Consider the following 17,726-nt stretch of genomic DNA (forward strand, 5'->3'; position numbering starts at 1 on the left):
TTAAAGATTAAACTGTTTTTATTTGAAACCTAATTGAAATCCTATTCTGAATTGCTCTTTCCATTTCAGCGGATCTATGCTTTCTTCCTGTAATATATTGAAATATTGTGCTTTTATCATTGCATTATAACCGTTTATTTTGTAGGCAACAGCACCGGAAAATCTTTTGGCTTTTCCTGGAACCAAATCATTCAGATCCAATTCTTCATAACGTACAGAAAAAATGGTGTTGATTTTTTTAAAATTGTAATTTAGTTGTGTCAGGAATCCTCCTGCCTGCACGTAACCTCCGGTTTGCTCCAATGTATAACCTTTATATAGCGGATCCGAAGCATTTTGTGGTTCGGCTTTTATTTTGTGAATTTCAAATTCTGCAGATACGCCCTTATACATAGCAAAAAAATCCAGACCATACCCGTATCTCTTGCCGTTAATCATTTTCCAGTCATAATCACCTGCTGCTCCTGGTGGGAACGTTTTGCCACTTGGTAATGCCTTGTCGGCATATCTTGCGTTGAGGCCAAGTTGAAACATCGGGATTGGAGATATATCATCATCAATATCTCTGTATCTTACTCTGGAAGGATAAGAAACATCAACACGGCCAACATACTCAAATTTTCCGCTGGCATCATTATCACCGTTTTTTACGGACATTTCTCCTAATCCAGTATAAATACCGGCGTATGCATTGACTTTTTGGTTCCAGAAATCTTTTTTCAGAGTAATTCCCAGATCCCTTGCGCTTTGCAGATCACCTTTTGCAATGATAGCTCTCTGCCAAAATGGAGAATATTGGAAAGGTACGATAGAACTTCTTCCATAATATAGCTTTCCGTAACCACCCTGAATATCAACGAATTTTAAGCCTTTATAAGTAACACTGGCTTCCATAAGCCCGGGATTCTCGGCGTCGAAATCTTCTCCATTATAAGATGCATCTGCAAAATCATATTTTAGTTCGTATTCCCATATTTTTCCAATCCTTCCTTCGATTTGTAACTGGGCATCCCGAAGTTCGAAACGGTTATTTTTTTTATTTTCAAAGCCTTCTTTCAGAGGGCGGTAATTATAGTAAGAGGATATAAGTCCCGAAATTTCAACGACATGATTCCCGTTGGAAATGGTTACTTGCGAAAAAACGATTTGGCTTATAAATAGCATTCCCAGAATATATATTTTTCTCATAATTATTTTTCAGGGTTATCAAAAGTGTAAAGTCTCTGAAGATTATCAGACAGTATATATAATGTTCCGTCTTTGCCGAATGTGATGCCTTCGGGATTATAAACCGGAACTTCAAATTTTGCCATCACATTATAGGTTTTTGGGTCGAGCTTAAACACCATTCTGTCTTCATCGCTTAACAGCCATATATTACCATTGTAATAAGTTGCAGCAGAGATGTCTCCGGCCATTTTGCTGATATTATACTCGTTGATCTTATTAAAATTTTTGTCAAGCTCAAAAATATAAATCGGATCCTTCTCAGTAATCAATAGGAAAACTTCTTTGTCAGGATTGTAAACAAAAGCTTCGTATGCCTTGTTTCTCCCACCGTTATATGGGATGTGGGCTGTTCTTGTCAGTTCTCCGGAATTTTTGTCAAATATTCTTATTTTCCTGGTGAACTCTTCTACGGCATATACATAATTGTTATCTGCATAGACTGCTTCTATATCGATACCTTCAAATGGGAAAGTTTTTGTTATTTTTCCTTGCAAATCAGTTTCGTGAACAAAACCGTTATCGGAAACCATAAAAAAATGTTCAGGATTATCCGGGTTTAAAACGATATCAGAGGGCTCGGTCACTTCTACTTTTACCCATTTCACCGGCGTTATTTTTTTTGATTTTTGCCCATAAACATTTATGCTTACAAGTAGTATCAAAAGTATTATGTTGATTTTTTTCATTACGGTTTAATAATTAGTTGATATTTCCTTCGATCGTGAAATTGTCAAAACGGTTGTTCCCGGAGGTTCCGGTTGTCCCTGTTCCTGTAAAGTTGATTTTAAACTTAAAATTCGGATTGTTATTCACTTCGGAAATGGATGACAAATCTATTGTTACTAAATTATAAACAGGGTCTGAATCAGGATTATAAGAAGTGATTGGCAACCCTGTGGTAATATAATTGGTTCCGTCTGCAGTATAAGAAAAAGACTGAGTCCCGGCTCCGCTAGCAGAGGATTTTTCAGTAGCATATTTGATAACTATATTTTTGTATCCGGCTGTAGAAGCAGCAACTATCATTGCTCTTGTATCAGACGGATTCCTTAATCTCAAGCCATCTCCGGCAACATCTCCGTTTCTTGTATTGATGTCGGATCCCGGATTGACCTTATCAACATATCCGGCTCCTGTTCCTTCGTAAGTGATTCCGTTGGCAAGAACAGAATTTATAGTATAATCTGCAGGAACCGAAGAAGAAATTGTTCCGCTTGGTAAACTGTTGAAATTCCAGTAATGGAGTAGATAAAGCGAGTTGTCAGTTGGCGGAGGCACATCCAGAGGAATTCCTTCCAGACTAATGTTGTCAAATCTTGAGTTGCCGGAAGTTCCGTCACTGTTTATACTGAATGCAAATTTGATTTTGAATTTTGCATTATCATCAGCAGCTGAGATCTTGGAAAAATCAAGCTGATATACTTTAAAACTCTCAGCAACTGAAACTTCTGTAACGTTCAGTCCTGCTGTTGTATAATTAGACCCGTCTGTACTATAGCTTATATTCTGAACCTGAGGGCCATTATTTGTCCGCATTGTTACGTATGTGAAAACGACTTTGCTAAAACCTGAAGTAGGTAAGCTAAGGACAAAATCTCCGGATGGGTTTCTCAACCTCAACGCGCTTCCGGGAGTACTCGTTAGTTTTAGATTGATATCCGAGCCTTCATTAACATCATCAAAATATGCCCCGGCATAAGTAAAACTTGCATTTCCCTTGGTATATGTAGGTTTTGCTAATGCCGCTGTAGAAGAAACATCATTAAAATCCCAATAATGGATTAATTGATACTCGGCGGGTAACTCCGTACTGAATTCTGTAAGATCCCGATCTGATATACAACCCTGAAACAGAAAACCGAATATGCATAAAAAAATATAAAACTTCTTCATATCTGACATTTGTGGCGAAGCTACTTTTGTCAGATTAATTATGTGCTAAGGAATTATTGCATTTGAGTTAAATTAAGTTAAAAATTAAATTAAAAATCCCGCTATATATTAACGGAATTTTGATTTTTTGTTAATTGTGACGACTTGTTTACTGTGATTTATATCGTAGTGCCGATTGCTATTGAGTTATATCAATTCTTTACAATTTTTCGCAGAGAATTAATCTTTTGATCAATCGATTTCTGTAATGAACTCTTCTTTTGGAGTTCTGTATTTTTTTAGATTTACCAGCCAGTCTCCGCTTGTATCTCTATAACCTAGAGGTAAAATCACAATACTTTTCAATCCTTTTTCAGCGAATCCCAATAACTCGTCAAGAGCAGCACTGTTAAAGCCTTCCATCGGAGTTGCATCTACTTTTTGCTCAGCAGCCGCAGCAATTGCCAATCCGAAAGATATGTAAGCTTGTTTTGCTGCGTGAGTTGCGTGCCATTCGTTTCCAAGAGGTTCGTACATTCCCCAGAGTCTGGTTTTATAATCATCCATTGTTTCTTTAGGAATTCCCCTTTCAGAAGTCGTTTTTTCAAAAACTTCAGAGATGCTGTTATGAGAGTAACCATCCCAAGCTGCCCAAACCAAAAGATGCGAACCATCTGTAATCTGAGCTTGGTCAAAAGCAATCGGTTGGATTTTTTCTAATAACTCTTTATTCGTGATAACGAATAATCTGTAAGGTTGTAAACCAGAGGAAGAAGGTGCTAATCTTGCAGCTTCTACAATGTAATCTACTTTATCTTGAGGAACGGTTTCTCCGTTCATTTTTTTTGTTGCGTAACGCCAATTTAAGTCTTCTAATAAACTCATTTTTAGATGATTTTTTGATTTGAAGTGTCAAATTTAAATAAGAAAAGTTTATTTTTGTAATCTAGTTACAAAAAGTTACCGTTACTACAAAGTAACTTATTTGATAATTAGCTAGTTATAAAATAATATTAATAAAAATTTAATATTATGAATCTGAAAATAAAAGTCTAATATGAAAATTAAATGTTGTAAAACCAATCTTCTAGCAGTTCAGGATACGATGGATATTTTGAAAGGCAGATGGAAAGTCCAAATCATTGCGGCGCTTTGTTATGATAAAATGCGTTTTTCGGATTTACAGAAAGAAATTGAAGGTATTTCTGCAAAAATGTTGAGCAGCGAATTGAAAGATTTAGAAATCAATCAATTGGTGACAAGAACAGTTCTTAGCACGCAACCAATTACTGTCGAATACGAATTGACAGACTATGGACAAACTTTGAAAAAAATTATTGAACATCTAGTAGAATGGGGTGTTGAACATAGAAAAAAGATTATAGGAAAAGTATTAGAGAATTAATCCGATTTCTATCTTATTTTAAATGGAAATAATAGTAAAAAAAAATCTTCGTATCTCTTAACTAATTTAAACACAGCTATTCCAAAACGCAATAATTCTTTTCATCATATTTTTCAAGCGGATTGTATATAGTTTTTCCAGATCAAAGTTATTCTTTTACAGTGATGTTTGGATTGATTCTTAGCAGTTCATTTTTTAATTTGTCAAAATCTTTGGGCGAAATCACGATACTGTCATTTTTATAATAGATTTCTACTCTTCCAATGATGCTTGGTGCTGGAGCAGAAAGTAGATTCCACGTTTTTTCTATTTTATGAATTTCTTTAATTTCAATCTTCGTTGTTCCAAAAATTGAATTTTTGATGTACAGAAATTCTTTATCAATTGTGTATTTTATTGAGAAGCAAAGACCCAAAATCAGCGCAAAAATAATGGCTGAAAAAATTAACGCTTTCCATTCCAATGTGATGATTTGCTGATAATTGGAAAAAGTGAGTACTATCAAAATAAATAGTAACAATTCCCATCCGATTCTTACATTAATAGTTTTCATTGCTATTGTCGTTATTAGTTTTGAAGTTTTTTTACTTTCTCAATAAGGTCATCCATTTTGTTTCTCATTGAAAAAAAAACTTCCAGAGTGGGAAGTTTTTATAAAACAATTTAACATTAAACCTGAATAACTCCAAGATTAAATTTTTCTGTAATTGGAGAATGGTTAGCTGCTTCTATTCCCATACTAATCCATTTTCTGGTGTCAAGAGGGTTGATAATAGCATCTGTCCAAAGTCTTGCTGCTGCATAAGTTGGCTGGATTTGTTTGTTGTAATCTTTCAGGATTTTGTCAAGAATTTCTTTTCTTTCTTCTTCCGAGATTTCCTTTCCTTGTTTTTTAAGCGAAGATTCTTGGATTTGCAATAATACGTTTCCTGCTTGTGAACCACCCATAACTGCTAGTTCTGCCCACGGCCAAGCAACAATTAATCTTGGATCATAGGCTTTACCGCACATTGCATAATTTCCTGCGCCATAAGAGTTTCCTGTAATCACGGTGAATTTTGGAACCACAGAATTAGAAACTGCGTTTACCATTTTTGCTCCATCTTTTATGATTCCGCCTTGTTCAGATTTGGAACCAACCATAAAGCCTGTTACGTCTTGAAGGAAAACCAAAGGGATTTTTCTCTGATTACAGTTAGCAATAAAACGTGTTGCTTTATCAGCAGAATCAGAGTAGATAACGCCACCGAACTGCATTTCGCCTTTGCCGCTTTTTACTAGTTTTCTTTGGTTGGCAACAATTCCCACACTCCAACCATCGATTCTGGCAGTTGCACAAATGATGCTTTTCCCATAATCGGGTTTATATTCTTCGTATTCAGAATTATCTACAAGACATTTGATGATTTCGAAAGTGTCATATTGCTCAGATCTCACAGCTGGCATTATTCCGAAAATATTGTCTGGATTTTCTTTAGGAGGAAAACTTTCGGTTCTGTCAAATCCCGCTTTTGTAAAGTCTCCAATTGACTTCATTATATTTTTGATACGATCCAAAGCGTCTTTGTCATCTTTGGCTTTATAATCTACAACACCAGAAATGGAACTGTGCATTGTAGCTCCACCTAGACCTTCATTGTCAATAGATTCACCAATTGCTGCTTTCACAAGGTAACTTCCGGCCAAGAAAATACTTCCTGTCTTGTCAACAATCATCGCTTCATCACTCATAATCGGGAGATAAGCACCACCAGCAACACAACTTCCCATAATTGCAGAAATCTGAATAATCCCTGCAGAACTCATTTTTGCATTATTTCTAAAAATTCTGCCAAACATCTCTTTGTCTGGGAAAATTTCATCCTGCATCGGCAAATAAACACCAGCAGAATCTACCAAATAAATAATTGGTAAACGGTTTTCCATCGCGATTTCCTGAGCTCGCAGATTTTTCTTTCCTGTAATTGGAAACCAAGCTCCAGCTTTTACAGTTGCATCATTGGCAACAACAATACACTGTTTACCGGCAATGTATCCAATTTTTACAACCACGCCGCCTGCAGGACATCCGCCTTCTTTCTCATACATCTCGTAACCTGCAAATGCGCCGATTTCTATGGTGTCAGAATTTTTATCAAAAAGATATTCTAAACGTTCCCTTACCGTCATTTTTCCTTGGTCGCGTTGTTTTTGAAGTGCTTTCTCGCCACCTCCCAATTTGATTTTCGATAAAATTTTCTTGGTGTGAGAAAGTTTCAGTTTGTTGATATCTTCTCTTTTATTGAATTCTAAATCCATAGGGTTTTCTTTGGGTCTAAAGATAAAATTTTTTGATTGATGGCAAAACGAAAGAATTTATTAATTGCATAAGCGAATTGTATTGCATTTAAAAATTAATATTAGTTTCTGTAATATATCTCTGGATTTTTCGTTTGATTGATAAATGAAATAAATTTTTAGTTAGTTTATGTTTATTTTAATAAGTTTTCTTATTAGAGATCCGTATAAATTTTTGTACGGATTTTTCGTTGAGTCAATCCAGATTATTAGCTTCAAAACAAGAAATTTATACTAATTTTGCAAATTGAAAATCAATAATTCTATGAAGAATTCTTATCTGCTGAGGTTGCATTTTATCGTGTTTTTATGGGGCTTCACAGCTATTTTAGGAAAGTTGATTTCTACGGATGCGCCACTTTTGGTTTTTTATAGAATGTCATTCGCTGCGGTTTTTCTTTACTTGTATCTCAGGATTGTAAAAAAAGAAAGCATTAAAGTTACAAAAGGTTTATTACTAAAATTGGTAGGAATAGGAAGTGTAACGGCTTTTCACTGGTTGTTCTTTTTTCAGTCCATTAAGGTTTCCAATGTATCAATTGCGCTTTCCTGTCTCTCATTATCCACATTATTTGCCTCTTTAATAGAACCAATAGTTTTTAAAAGAAAACCAGATTGGGTCGAGGTTATTATCGGAATCATTATCGTGATTTGCATTTCTTTGATTTTCAATGCGGAACTGAAATACAAAGAAGGCATATTCTACGGCATCTTATGTGCGCTTTTTGGAACTATTTTTTCTGTTTTTAATGGTAAAATTTTTGGAAAAACCAGCTCTGGAAATATTATTTTCTACGAGATTGCTGGTGGATGGTTGGTCATTAGTCTGTTTTTTATCGTCACCGGACAAATTTCTTCTTTCAGCGAAATAAGTTACACCGATATTGCGTTAATAGTATTGTTGGCTTCTGTTTTTACGGCTTATCCTATGTTTGAAAGTGTAAAGCTAATGAAATTCATTTCGCCTTTTACATTGATATTGACTGTAAATCTTGAACCTGTTTATGGGATTATTTTGGCTTTTTTTATCTTCGGAGCGTCTGAGCATATGAGTCCAGTTTTTTACATTGCATCATTCATAATGATTATTGCGATAGTAGCTAATGGTATTATAAAATCCAGACGAAAAAAAGATGAATTACCTTCCGAAATAACTCCTCAGTAAAACCTTTTTGATGAAAAGAATTTTATTTTTTTTACTGATTATTTTTTCGCAAATTATTTATGCTCAAATCATTAGAAAATATTCTAATGAATTTTTGAATATTGGAGCTGGTGCAAGAGGTCTTGCGATGGGTGGCGCTGTTGTTTCTAATCAGGATGATGTTTATTCTCCTATGTGGAATCCCGCTGGTCTCATAAAAATCGACCGCGATTGGCAAATGGCAGCTATGCACGCCGAATATTTTGAATCCATTGCTAAATATGATTACATCGCTTACGCCAAACCTTTGGATTATGGAAACGGTGTTTTCGCCATTTCACTAGTCAGATTAGGAGTTGATAATATTCTTAATACAACTCAATTGATTGATCCAGAAGGGAATATTGATTATGATAAGATCAGTTCTTTTTCTACTTCAGATTATGCTGCACTATTTTCTTATGCTTTTCATCCTAATGGAAATCAGAAGTTAGATGTTGGTGCAACTGCAAAAGTAGTTTATAGAAACGTTGGGAAATTTGCAAGTGGTTATGGTTTTGGATTTGATATTGGAGCAGTTTATCACACAGATACTGATTGGAATTACGGTTTTATGCTGAGAGATGCGACGACGACTGTCAATTTCTGGACAATCAATCAAAAAGAATTATCTGCAGTTGTGAATGGGGAAGAATTCAATCCAGCGCCAACAGATAAAATGGAAATCACAATGCCAAAATTGAATCTTGGAGTCAGCAAAACGTTTGAGTTCAATAGAGATCTGAAGTTGTTACCAGAAGCTGGCGTTAATATCGACTTTGCGAAAACAGCAGCTTTAGTTTCTACAGATTTTGCAAGTATCACACCTTATGTTGGCGGAGAATTGATTTTCCAGGATATGATTTTTGTAAGATTAGGATTAAATCGATTCCAATCTCTTACCGATATAGAAGACTTAAAAAGAAAAGTCTCTTTCCAGCCAAGCGCAGGTATTGGAATCAAATACAAAGGTTTGACATTGGATTATGCCATTACCAACTCGGGAATTGGTGGCTCTAATTTTTATTCTAATTTCTTCTCTCTGAAGTTGGATATGCAAGGTTTCAGAAATTAATTATACAATTCATTATGAAAAATATTACCATCTTTTTATTTGTTTTCTTGATTGCAGTAGTCAAGGCTCAAACTGTTTCAGACTATAAATACATTGTAATTCCTGCAGAATTTAATGATTTCAAAGACAACAAAGCTTATGGTTTAAGCAATCTTTTAGAAAAATCCTTGAAGGCAAAAAAATATACAGTTTTGTCATCTACTAAGAATGATTGGCCCTCTGATGCGTTGATGAATCCCTGCAGTATTCTGAATACAGATCTTCTGAACGACAAAAGTATGTTCAGAAATAAACTGATTCTACAGTTCAAAGATTGCAACAATAAAGTTGTTTTCAATGAAAAAGGAAGTAGTATGATAAAAGAGTTTGAGCCAGGTTTTCAAGATGCGTTGAAGCAAACATTGGTAAAAATTCCTGTGTCTAATCCAACTACAACTGTGAATAAAATTGCTGAAACAACATACACAGAGCCTATTAAAAAAGAATTGCAGGACTCAAAAGAAGCCATTTTACAAACTTCGAATGTTATGAGATATAGCAACGGAACAAGATCTGTACAAAAAATACAGATTGATAATAGTCAGTTCATTTTAGTTGATGGCAACAGTTCTGTACCTTTTGCAACACTAAAATCCACAACTAAAGAAGGCGTGTTTCGAGTAAAATTAGGTTCTGGAGAATCCACAATTGGTTACTATGAAAATGCCAATATTGTGATTGAAATGCCCAAAGCTAATGGCGATTATATTAAAGAAGTTTTTGCTGCTAAATAATAATTATAATCCATAATATAAATAATAAAGCTCAGATCAATCCGAGCTTTTTCTATGAAAACCTGAATTTATTTATTCGGTTGTGGTGTGTATCGCAAGTATGGTTTTACAACTTTTACCCCTTTAGTAAATTTTTTCTCTGCGTCTTCTTGTGAAACAGCCGGCGGAATAATTACATCTTCTCCATCTTTCCAATCTACTGGTGTTGCGATTCCATAATTATCAACCAATTGTAAAGAATCCAATACTCTCAAGATTTCTGTGAAGTTTCTTCCTGTAGAAGCGGGATAAGTGATGATGAGTCTTACTTTTTTATTAGGGTCGATAATTAACAAAGATCTAACTGTAAGAGTCGCGCTTGCATTGGGATGAATAAAATCATACAGCTCAGACACTTTTTTGTCCTGATCCGCAATTATTGGAAATTCTACTTCTGTATTTTGAGTTTCATTAATATCGGAGATCCAACCTTTATGATTCTCAATTCCGTCAACGCTTAAGGCTATAACCTTTGTATTTCTTTTATCGAATTCAGGTTTCAGTTGTGATGTTTTTCCCAATTCAGTTGTGCAAACGGGTGTATAATCTGCTGGATGTGAAAATAAAATTCCCCAGGAATCTCCGAGAAATTCGTAAAAATTAAGTTTTCCTAAACTGCTTTCTGCATCAAAATCCGGAGCGATATCGCCAAGTTTTATAGACATATATTTATTATTTTATGATTAAGTGATAACAAATTTAATAATAAAAATTTCAATTCATACTAATTTAGTATTAATTATTTTTGATCATAAAAAAAACACAGATTCTGTGGTTTTAAATTTATTTGTAAAAGTTATGATTACAATGTTCCAACTTTGCTGTCATCGATATTGTATTTAGCAATAATCTCTTCATAAGACATTTTGGATAAATCTCCAGAGTTTGCATTCTTTCCATAAACTGCAGGAACCAAAACTACTCTGAAAGTTTGATTGTTCAAGTACTGAGGTGTGGTACTGATATCATAAGTTCCACCAGCATAAATCATAAAATCATTCTTAGAGAAATCAAAATCATAATCCAATTCTCCTTGATTTAGATAAAGTGTTCTTGGGATTTGTTGCCAAACTGGAGCATTTCCAGATGTTCCTGTTTGTCTGAATATTACAACATAATCTTGATCCAACATTGGATTTTTGAAACTTTGTCCATATTTCCATCCATCTGTAGCATTATATGAAAAATTAACATTTCTAAGGTCATATACTGCAGGATAATTTACATCTACGATTGTATCATCATCTTTACAACTGAAGATAAATATACTGGAAATCAGTAATAATACGAGTGGAATAAATTTTTTCATAGGTTTAAATATTAATAGGTTAAATTTTACTTGCAATTTACAGACCATAAAAATAGCATTTCTCCTTGGAATTAATATCTTTATGGAAACTTTCTGAATTTTAGATTTTCAAAATATGAAAAGGTTAAGTCTTCTTATAATAACTTTTATTTCGCCATTTTATTTCACTCAATATCAGCCTAAAAATATTTCCAATTCGGATATCAAAAAAGCGAATGACTGGGTTGATAAAACTTATAGCTCACTTTCGCAAGATGAGAAGCTGGGACAATTATTTATTGTTGCACTTTATACCAACAAAGATGAAGCCCATATCAGTCAAATCAGAAATATTGTTAACCAAGACAAAATTGGTGGATTGATTCTAATGCAGGACGATGCAGAAAGAGAAATTAATTTGGTTAATGAATTTCAAGCTAAGTCAAAAGTTCCATTAATGATTGGAATGGATGCGGAATGGGGATTATTCCAAAGAATAGCAAAAGCACACAAATATCCTTGGGCAATTGCTTTGGGAGCGATTCAAGATAAAAATCTGATTTATGAGATGTCTGCTAAGATTGCCGAGGATTGTAAAAGAATGGGAATCAATTGGGATTTTGCGCCAGTTGTGGATGTGAACACCAATCCTGATAATCCGATTATTGGAAACCGTAGTTTTGGTTCTGATGTCAATAATGTTGTGAATTCTGCTTTGGCTTATTCTAATGGTTTGCAGGACAACAGAATTTTGGCCGCGATTAAACATTTTCCGGGTCACGGTGATACAGACAAAGATTCCCATCTGGATTTGCCGGTTGTTTCTCATAATTTGGAAAGATTGGAAAAAATCGAAATCGCGCCTTTCAAAGCGTTGATGAATAAAGGAATTGGTGGTGTTATGGTTGCGCATCTTTACGTTCCAAGTCTCGAAAATGAAAAAGGAATTCCAGCCTCGGTTTCTAAAAAAATTGTGACCGGACTTCTTAAGGAAAAATTAGGTTACAAAGGTTTGATTATCACCGATGCGCTTAATATGGGTGCAGTTGCCAACAAATTCAAAGCGGGAGAATTGGATGCAATGGCTTTCAAAGCAGGAAATGATATTATGTTATTTTCACAGGATGTTGCAACTGGAAAAAAATTAATCCAAAAAGCGATTGATAACGGCGAAATCCAACAAAGTAGAGTAGAAGAGAGCGTTAAAAAAATTCTTTTAACTAAGTATTATTTAGGTCTTAATCAATACAACAATATCAATCCTGTAAATGTGAATGAGGATTTGAATAATGCATCACATTCGGCTTTAGTTCAAAAAATGTATGCGAATGCTTTGACATTGATTAAAGACGACAAAAAGCTATTACCATTGGATTGTAAAGAAACTTACTATTATATTCCATTGGAAGAAGCACCTTATGAAACTTTCCTTAATCAAATCAATACAGGAACAACTGTAATTGTTAAAAAAGCTAATGAAATCAATACCATTCCAGCCAATTCGAAAGTGATTGTTGGCTTTCATAAAGATAATTCTACAGCTTACAAACCATACAAAATTTCTGATGCAAGCAAGAAAATTTTATCAGAATTAAGCAAAGATCAAAATGTAATGCTGGATGTATTTGGAAGTCCTTATGCGTTGAAAGATATTGATATTTCTAAGGTTTCTACAGTTTTGGTTTCTTACGAAAATAATGACGACGCAATGAAAGCCACAGCCAACGGAATTCTTGGTCATACAAAAATCTGGGGAAGATTGCCTGTTTTAGTCAATGACCAATTGAAATTCGGAATAGGAATGGATGTCGAGGCTAAAAATCCAAGCAATCAAACTGATAGAAAAATTAGCTTAGAAACCAAAAATTCGAAGACTGTAATTGAGTAAATTTGAAACAACAAAAGTCACAAAAGCTTTTTTTATTTTTAAGTTCAAAAAAGAAAGCCAAACATAAATAATGATAACACAATCTTATTTGACAGATTTAACTTATAAAATAAACGAAGCTTGTATTGAAGTTCACAAACATTTAGGTTCTGGCTTATTAGAAAGTGTTTATTGTGAAGCTTTGAAAGAAGAATTTGCTTTAAGAAATATTAATTTTAAATCTGAATTTAGAATTAATGTTATTTATAAAGAAAAGACTCTAAATTGTGATTTCAGATGTGATTTTTTGATTGAAGATATAATTGTTTTGGAAATTAAGTCAGTCAAAAAGTTTGATGAAATGCATAAAGCTCAACTCTTAAATTATATGGGATTATTAAAAGTTCCGAAAGGAATTCTTATTAATTTCAATGTAAAAAATATTTTTCACGAAGGGCAAGAAACATTTGTTAATAAGTATTATGAACAATTAATGTGATTTTTTATAAACCACAAAAGTCACAAAAGAAGAGTGAAAGTTTTCTTTTTAAAGAAGAAATGAGAAAACAAGTCCTTATTTTTCTTTAAAGACCGAATTAATTTCTCTTCAAATAAAACTTTTGTGACTTTTGTGGTTCAAAAATAAAACAATAAAAAAGTAAAATGAAAATAGGAATACTTTGCTATCCAACTTACGGCGGAAGCGGAATTGTAGCAACAGAATTAGGAATGAGTTTAGCCGATAAAGGCTTTGAAGTTCATTTCATCAGTTCAGCTTTGCCAGCACGTTTGGACGTTACCAATCCGAATATTTTTTTCCATAAAGTCAACGTTCAGACTTATCCGCTGTTCCAATATCAGCCTTACGATATTGCCTTATCATCCATGATATATCGGGTAGTCAATCTTTACAAATTGGATATTCTTCACGCTCATTATGCGATTCCTTATGCTTATGCGGCGTTTACAGCGAAGCAAATGTTGAAAGCGGACAACAAAGATGTTCCTTTGGTAACAACACTTCACGGGACAGACATTACTTTGGTGGGACAACATCCGAGTTATAAACACGCTGTTGAGTTTTCGATTAATCAAAGTGATGCGATAACATCAGTTTCTGAGAGTTTGAAAAAAGATACACTTCAGTTTTTTAATATTCAGAAAGACATTCAGGTGATTACCAATTTTATTGATAATTCTGAATTCGAAGAATGTACGACTTGTCAAAGAGAACAATTTGCGAGTGATGATGAAAAAATCTTGATTCACGTTTCCAATCTTCGACCGGTAAAGAGAATTCAGGATGTTTTGGAGATTTTCAAAAATGTCAACAAGAAAGTAAAATCAAAACTGATTATCATTGGAGAAGGCCCGGAAATGGAAAAAATCTCCGAGTTTATGGAACATAATCCAGATTTGATAGGCAAAATCAAATTACTTGGAAAAGTGAATAATTTATATCATATTTTACAGCTTTCCGATGTGTTTCTTCTACCTTCGGAACAGGAAAGTTTTGGTTTGGCGGCGTTGGAGGCAATGGCGGCGAGAACACCGGTTATTAGTAGCAATGCAGGCGGAATTCCGGAAGTTAATATCCAAGGAGAAACCGGATTTTTGGCAGAAACCGGAAACGTTGAAGCGATGTCCAATTATTGCATCAAACTGTTGAGTGATGAAACTCTGCTTTCCGAAATGAAGAAAAACGCAAAAGCACAAGCCATCCATTTTGATTTGAAGAATATTCTTCCGATTTATATTGAGATGTATCAGAATACGATTGCCAAATTTGAAGAAGCTAAGTATAAAGAAGTGTAAAATCTTAAATATAAATCATAAGTCTTCGACTCCGATCAGACTGACATTATTGAACGTTTAGAATTCGAGATGTCACACTGAGCGGAGTCGAAGTGTTTTAGATTATTAATTAGCATTTTCAAATCTATATTTAAAATATTTCTGTAACTTAACCTTCCGGAGTTTTTCTTCGGAAGGTTTTTGTTTAACGGAAATCAACACACAAATGAATGAAGAAATATTACAATACCTTTGGAATTTTAAGAAATTTCGGAACTTTGATTTTATCTCCACAGACGGAAGAAAAATTGAAATTTTAGAATTTGGAGAATGGAATAAGAATTCTGGACCAGATTTTCTCTTTGCAAAAATCAAGATTGATGATATTATTTTTGCCGGCAATATTGAGATACATACCAAAGCTTCGGATTGGTTTTTTCATAATCATTCTGGCAATCCTGAGTTTGGAAATCTAATTCTGCACGCTGTTTATATCAATGATTGTAATATTCCCGAGTTGGAACAACATAACATTCCGACTTTGGAACTCAAAAGTTATATTGATGAAGAACTGATTCAAAAACATCAAAATCTGAAAGCCGAACATTCTTTTATAGCTTGTGAAGAGTTATTTGATAAGAATAAAATTCCTTTACTTTTTGAAGAAACTGTTTTGCTCAAAAAGTTAGAAGCCAAGTCACAAATCTTCCAAGAATCGCTAAGCAACAATCAAAATAATTATGAAGCAGTTTTGTTTCAAAATCTGGTTTATACTTTCGGATTAAAAGTGAATGCAGAAATTTTTCTTCAGATGGCAGAAAGTCTGGATTTCTCTATAGTGCAGAAAATCAAACAAAATCCAACTCAATTAGAAGCTTTATTTTTCGGAATCTGTTGCTTTTTGGATGAGCCAAAAGATGAAAGAATGCAAATTTGGAAACGTGAATTTGATTTCTTAAAAGTGAAATTTAACTTATCTGATTTTAGAATTCATCCCAAATTTTCAAAGCTTCGTCCACCGAATTTTCCCACCATCCGATTGTCGCAATTAGCCAATCTTTACCATTCTCAGCCTAATCTTTTCTCAAAACTGATTGAAGCCAAAACGATTGAAGATTTATACAAGATTTTCAAAAATGTCAAAGCTTGCGAATATTGGGATAATCGGTTTAATTTTGGAAAGATTTCAACAGTCGAAAGTAAGAAATATCTTAGTCAGGATTTTATTGATTTGATTATCATTAATACGATTTTGCCGATGAAGTATTTCTATCATAAAAATCATAATCCGGAAATAGTTGATGTTATTTTTGATTTCTACAAACAGATGAAACCAGAGAAAAATTCAGTTTTGGATGAATGGAAACAGTTAGGAATGAAATTCGAAAATGCGTTGGAAACACAGGCTTTCCTCTATCAATACAAACTATTTTGCAATCATAAAAAATGCTTAAATTGCAGTGTTGGTTTTCAGCTGCTGAAAACAGAAGATTAATCAGACTAAAGAAATGAAAGAGCCTAAAATTATCAATGGTTTGCGCCATAAAATGGAAAGAGAATGGTTTGGCGTTTTGACCAGATACGGAACCAAACTCGGAATACCAGTTTCCAAACTTCGCGTTTTCTTTATCTATTCTACGTTTGCAACTGCTGGGATTTTCTTTTTGTTCTATCTTGCTCTTGCATTTATGCTTTGGATAAAAGACTGCATCGTTACGAAGAGACCAAGTGTTTTTGATTTGTAAACCTATAAATATGTCGGTGCTTCGCATCTGTTTTTGAGACTCTTTATTCCACAAATTTTTTGCAACTTCGTTGCTCCATAAAATAAAAAAAAATCCGATTGAGCTTTCAATCGGATTTGTATTTTAAAAGAAGTCTAGTCTAGCTTCTAAATTTAATTTTTATTATTAAGAGCCTGTTTAAAAATAATTAAAACCACATAGTCACATAGAAAAACTCAAGATTAATTGCAAAAAAGAAAAAATAGAAGTACAATATTTACTATTTTTTCTCTTATTTTTCCAAAAACTATGTGTCTATGTGGTAATAAAATTATTTCTGATACAAATTTAAACAGGCTCTAAGAATTAGCTGTAGAAAGGTTAGCCACTGCAAATTCGCGGTTCATTCTTGCGATGTTTTCCAAAGAGATTCCTTTTGGACATTCTACCTCACAAGCTCCGGTGTTGGAACAATTTCCGAATCCTTCTTCGTCCATTGCTTTTACCATATTCAGAACTCTTCTTTTTGCTTCTACACGACCTTGTGGTAATAATGCGAACTGAGAAACTTTTGCTCCAACGAACAACATTGCAGAACCGTTTTTACAAGTTGCTACACAAGCTCCACAACCAATACAAGCAGCAGCATCCATCGCTTTGTCTGCATCTTCCTTAGGAACCAGAATTGCGTTGGCATCCAAAGTGTTTCCTGAAGTGTTTACAGAAACAAATCCACCTGCAGCCATCACTCTGTCGAATGCGCTTCTATCAACCACCAAATCCTTGATTACAGGAAAAGCAGCACTTCTCCAAGGTTCTATATGGATTGTTTCGCCATCTTTGAAATGACGCATATGCAGCTGGCAAGTGGTGATTCCTGTATCTGGACCGTGCGCTCTACCGTTGATGTAAAGTGAACACATTCCGCAGATTCCTTCACGGCAATCGTGGTCAAAAGCAACTGGGTCTTTTTCCTCGTTGATTAATTGCTCGTTTAGGATATCCAACATTTCTAAGAATGAAGAATCTGTAGAAACATCAGAAATTTTATAGGTATCGAATTGTCCCTTCGATTTATTATTTTTTTGTCTCCAAATTTTCAGCGTAAGATTTAAGCCTTTTTTTGCACTCATTTTTAT

18 protein-coding genes are annotated in these 17,726 nt (G+C 34.1%); 9 read left to right on the forward strand and 9 right to left on the reverse strand.

What is annotated here, in order from left to right:
• Nucleotides 1-18: 18 nt before the first annotated feature.
• The 4 genes from EGH73_RS09115 to EGH73_RS09130 form a co-directional block, all read right to left on the reverse strand.
• Complete coding sequence (locus EGH73_RS09115) at nt 19-1,188, reverse strand: porin (RefSeq protein ID WP_123281563.1); 1,170 nt, start codon at nt 1,186-1,188, stop codon at nt 19-21.
• 2 nt (nt 1,189-1,190) lie between these two features.
• On the reverse strand, nt 1,191-1,835 hold the full coding sequence (locus EGH73_RS09120) for an SdiA-regulated domain-containing protein (protein WP_184808091.1): 645 nt from the start codon (nt 1,833-1,835) through the stop codon (nt 1,191-1,193).
• A gap of 94 nt (nt 1,836-1,929) precedes the next feature.
• The gene (locus EGH73_RS09125) at nt 1,930-3,123 is read right to left on the reverse strand and encodes a hypothetical protein (RefSeq protein ID WP_148041694.1); all 1,194 of its coding nucleotides are present in this window, start codon (nt 3,121-3,123) and stop codon (nt 1,930-1,932) included.
• 231 nt (nt 3,124-3,354) lie between these two features.
• The gene (locus tag EGH73_RS09130) at nt 3,355-3,987 is read right to left on the reverse strand and encodes an NAD(P)H-dependent oxidoreductase (RefSeq protein ID WP_123281566.1); all 633 of its coding nucleotides are present in this window, start codon (nt 3,985-3,987) and stop codon (nt 3,355-3,357) included.
• Between the two features lie 172 nt (nt 3,988-4,159).
• Between EGH73_RS09130 and EGH73_RS09135 the strand changes: the two genes are divergently transcribed.
• Entirely contained in the window at nt 4,160-4,507 is a 348-nt protein-coding gene (locus EGH73_RS09135) for a winged helix-turn-helix transcriptional regulator (protein WP_123281567.1), read from the forward strand.
• A 148-nt stretch (nt 4,508-4,655) separates the two neighbouring features.
• Here the strand turns inward: EGH73_RS09135 and EGH73_RS09140 are convergent, their stop codons facing one another.
• Both EGH73_RS09140 and EGH73_RS09145 read right to left on the reverse strand, forming a co-directional pair.
• A complete protein-coding gene (locus EGH73_RS09140; RefSeq protein WP_123281568.1) occupies nt 4,656-5,060 on the reverse strand; it encodes a PH domain-containing protein in 405 nt (134 codons plus the stop codon).
• Between the two features lie 116 nt (nt 5,061-5,176).
• Nucleotides 5,177-6,805: an acyl-CoA carboxylase subunit beta gene (locus EGH73_RS09145; protein ID WP_123281569.1), complete on the reverse strand. Its 1,629-nt coding sequence runs from the start codon at nt 6,803-6,805 to the stop codon at nt 5,177-5,179.
• Between the two features lie 304 nt (nt 6,806-7,109).
• On the opposite strand from EGH73_RS09145, the gene EGH73_RS09150 reads away from it, so the two are divergent.
• The 3 genes from EGH73_RS09150 to EGH73_RS09160 are packed head-to-tail and all read left to right on the forward strand — an operon-like array spanning nt 7,110 to nt 9,875.
• Nucleotides 7,110-8,009, forward strand: coding sequence for a DMT family transporter (locus EGH73_RS09150; RefSeq protein ID WP_123281570.1), 900 nt, complete (start codon nt 7,110-7,112; stop codon nt 8,007-8,009).
• 10 nt (nt 8,010-8,019) lie between these two features.
• Nucleotides 8,020-9,102 carry a putative type IX sorting system protein PorV2 gene (locus tag EGH73_RS09155; protein WP_184808092.1) on the forward strand — a complete coding sequence of 361 codons (1,083 nt, stop codon included), beginning with the start codon at nt 8,020-8,022 and terminating at the stop codon, nt 9,100-9,102.
• Nucleotides 9,103-9,116: 14 nt separating this feature from the next.
• The gene (locus EGH73_RS09160) at nt 9,117-9,875 is read left to right on the forward strand and encodes a hypothetical protein (protein WP_123281572.1); all 759 of its coding nucleotides are present in this window, start codon (nt 9,117-9,119) and stop codon (nt 9,873-9,875) included.
• A 68-nt stretch (nt 9,876-9,943) separates the two neighbouring features.
• Here EGH73_RS09160 and EGH73_RS09165 read toward each other — a convergent pair whose 3' ends face one another.
• Nucleotides 9,944-10,579 (reverse strand): peroxiredoxin, encoded by a 636-nt coding sequence (locus EGH73_RS09165; protein WP_123281573.1) that lies wholly within the window; start codon nt 10,577-10,579, stop codon nt 9,944-9,946.
• A 137-nt stretch (nt 10,580-10,716) separates the two neighbouring features.
• Nucleotides 10,717-11,223, reverse strand: coding sequence for a hypothetical protein (locus EGH73_RS09170; RefSeq protein ID WP_123281574.1), 507 nt, complete (start codon nt 11,221-11,223; stop codon nt 10,717-10,719).
• A gap of 115 nt (nt 11,224-11,338) precedes the next feature.
• Here EGH73_RS09170 and EGH73_RS09175 point away from each other — a divergent pair, with 115 nt between their 5' ends.
• From EGH73_RS09175 to EGH73_RS09195, 5 genes are all read left to right on the forward strand, one after another.
• Nucleotides 11,339-13,090 carry a glycoside hydrolase family 3 protein gene (locus EGH73_RS09175; RefSeq protein ID WP_123281575.1) on the forward strand — a complete coding sequence of 584 codons (1,752 nt, stop codon included), beginning with the start codon at nt 11,339-11,341 and terminating at the stop codon, nt 13,088-13,090.
• Nucleotides 13,091-13,160: 70 nt separating this feature from the next.
• The gene (locus EGH73_RS09180; RefSeq protein ID WP_123281576.1) at nt 13,161-13,568 is read left to right on the forward strand and encodes a GxxExxY protein; all 408 of its coding nucleotides are present in this window, start codon (nt 13,161-13,163) and stop codon (nt 13,566-13,568) included.
• Between the two features lie 164 nt (nt 13,569-13,732).
• A complete protein-coding gene (gene bshA / locus EGH73_RS09185) occupies nt 13,733-14,884 on the forward strand; it encodes an N-acetyl-alpha-D-glucosaminyl L-malate synthase BshA (protein ID WP_123281577.1) in 1,152 nt (383 codons plus the stop codon).
• A 205-nt stretch (nt 14,885-15,089) separates the two neighbouring features.
• Nucleotides 15,090-16,358, forward strand: a complete 1,269-nt coding sequence (locus EGH73_RS09190; RefSeq protein WP_123281578.1) for a DUF2851 family protein — start codon at nt 15,090-15,092, stop codon at nt 16,356-16,358.
• 13 nt (nt 16,359-16,371) lie between these two features.
• Nucleotides 16,372-16,608 carry a PspC family transcriptional regulator gene (locus EGH73_RS09195; protein WP_376779277.1) on the forward strand — a complete coding sequence of 79 codons (237 nt, stop codon included), beginning with the start codon at nt 16,372-16,374 and terminating at the stop codon, nt 16,606-16,608.
• 338 nt (nt 16,609-16,946) lie between these two features.
• On the opposite strand, the gene EGH73_RS09200 is transcribed toward EGH73_RS09195, so the two are convergent.
• Nucleotides 16,947-17,720: a succinate dehydrogenase/fumarate reductase iron-sulfur subunit gene (locus EGH73_RS09200; protein WP_123281579.1), complete on the reverse strand. Its 774-nt coding sequence runs from the start codon at nt 17,718-17,720 to the stop codon at nt 16,947-16,949.
• Nucleotides 17,721-17,726 lie beyond the last annotated feature (6 nt).

The sequence above is a fragment of the Epilithonimonas hominis genome, assembly GCF_003730015.1.
Taxonomy (GTDB): Bacteria; Bacteroidota; Bacteroidia; order Flavobacteriales; family Weeksellaceae; genus Epilithonimonas; species Epilithonimonas hominis.

Coding starts and splice junctions, on each gene's coding strand:
- EGH73_RS09165 (WP_123281573.1), bottom strand. CDS start 10,579: ATGTCTATAAAACTTGGCGATATCGCTCCGGATTTTGATGCAGAAAGC.
- EGH73_RS09115 (WP_123281563.1), bottom strand. CDS start 1,188: ATGAGAAAAATATATATTCTGGGAATGCTATTTATAAGCCAAATCGTT.
- EGH73_RS09180 (WP_123281576.1), top strand. CDS start 13,161: ATGATAACACAATCTTATTTGACAGATTTAACTTATAAAATAAACGAA.
- EGH73_RS09175 (WP_123281575.1), top strand. CDS start 11,339: ATGAAAAGGTTAAGTCTTCTTATAATAACTTTTATTTCGCCATTTTAT.
- EGH73_RS09160 (WP_123281572.1), top strand. CDS start 9,117: ATGAAAAATATTACCATCTTTTTATTTGTTTTCTTGATTGCAGTAGTC.
- EGH73_RS09145 (WP_123281569.1), bottom strand. CDS start 6,805: ATGGATTTAGAATTCAATAAAAGAGAAGATATCAACAAACTGAAACTT.
- EGH73_RS09170 (WP_123281574.1), bottom strand. CDS start 11,223: ATGAAAAAATTTATTCCACTCGTATTATTACTGATTTCCAGTATATTT.
- EGH73_RS09130 (WP_123281566.1), bottom strand. CDS start 3,987: ATGAGTTTATTAGAAGACTTAAATTGGCGTTACGCAACAAAAAAAATG.
- EGH73_RS09155 (WP_184808092.1), top strand. CDS start 8,020: ATGAAAAGAATTTTATTTTTTTTACTGATTATTTTTTCGCAAATTATT.
- EGH73_RS09200 (WP_123281579.1), bottom strand. CDS start 17,720: ATGAGTGCAAAAAAAGGCTTAAATCTTACGCTGAAAATTTGGAGACAA.
- EGH73_RS09150 (WP_123281570.1), top strand. CDS start 7,110: ATGAAGAATTCTTATCTGCTGAGGTTGCATTTTATCGTGTTTTTATGG.
- EGH73_RS09125 (WP_148041694.1), bottom strand. CDS start 3,123: ATGAAGAAGTTTTATATTTTTTTATGCATATTCGGTTTTCTGTTTCAG.
- EGH73_RS09135 (WP_123281567.1), top strand. CDS start 4,160: ATGAAAATTAAATGTTGTAAAACCAATCTTCTAGCAGTTCAGGATACG.
- EGH73_RS09195 (WP_376779277.1), top strand. CDS start 16,372: ATGAAAGAGCCTAAAATTATCAATGGTTTGCGCCATAAAATGGAAAGA.
- bshA (WP_123281577.1), top strand. CDS start 13,733: ATGAAAATAGGAATACTTTGCTATCCAACTTACGGCGGAAGCGGAATT.
- EGH73_RS09140 (WP_123281568.1), bottom strand. CDS start 5,060: ATGAAAACTATTAATGTAAGAATCGGATGGGAATTGTTACTATTTATT.
- EGH73_RS09190 (WP_123281578.1), top strand. CDS start 15,090: ATGAATGAAGAAATATTACAATACCTTTGGAATTTTAAGAAATTTCGG.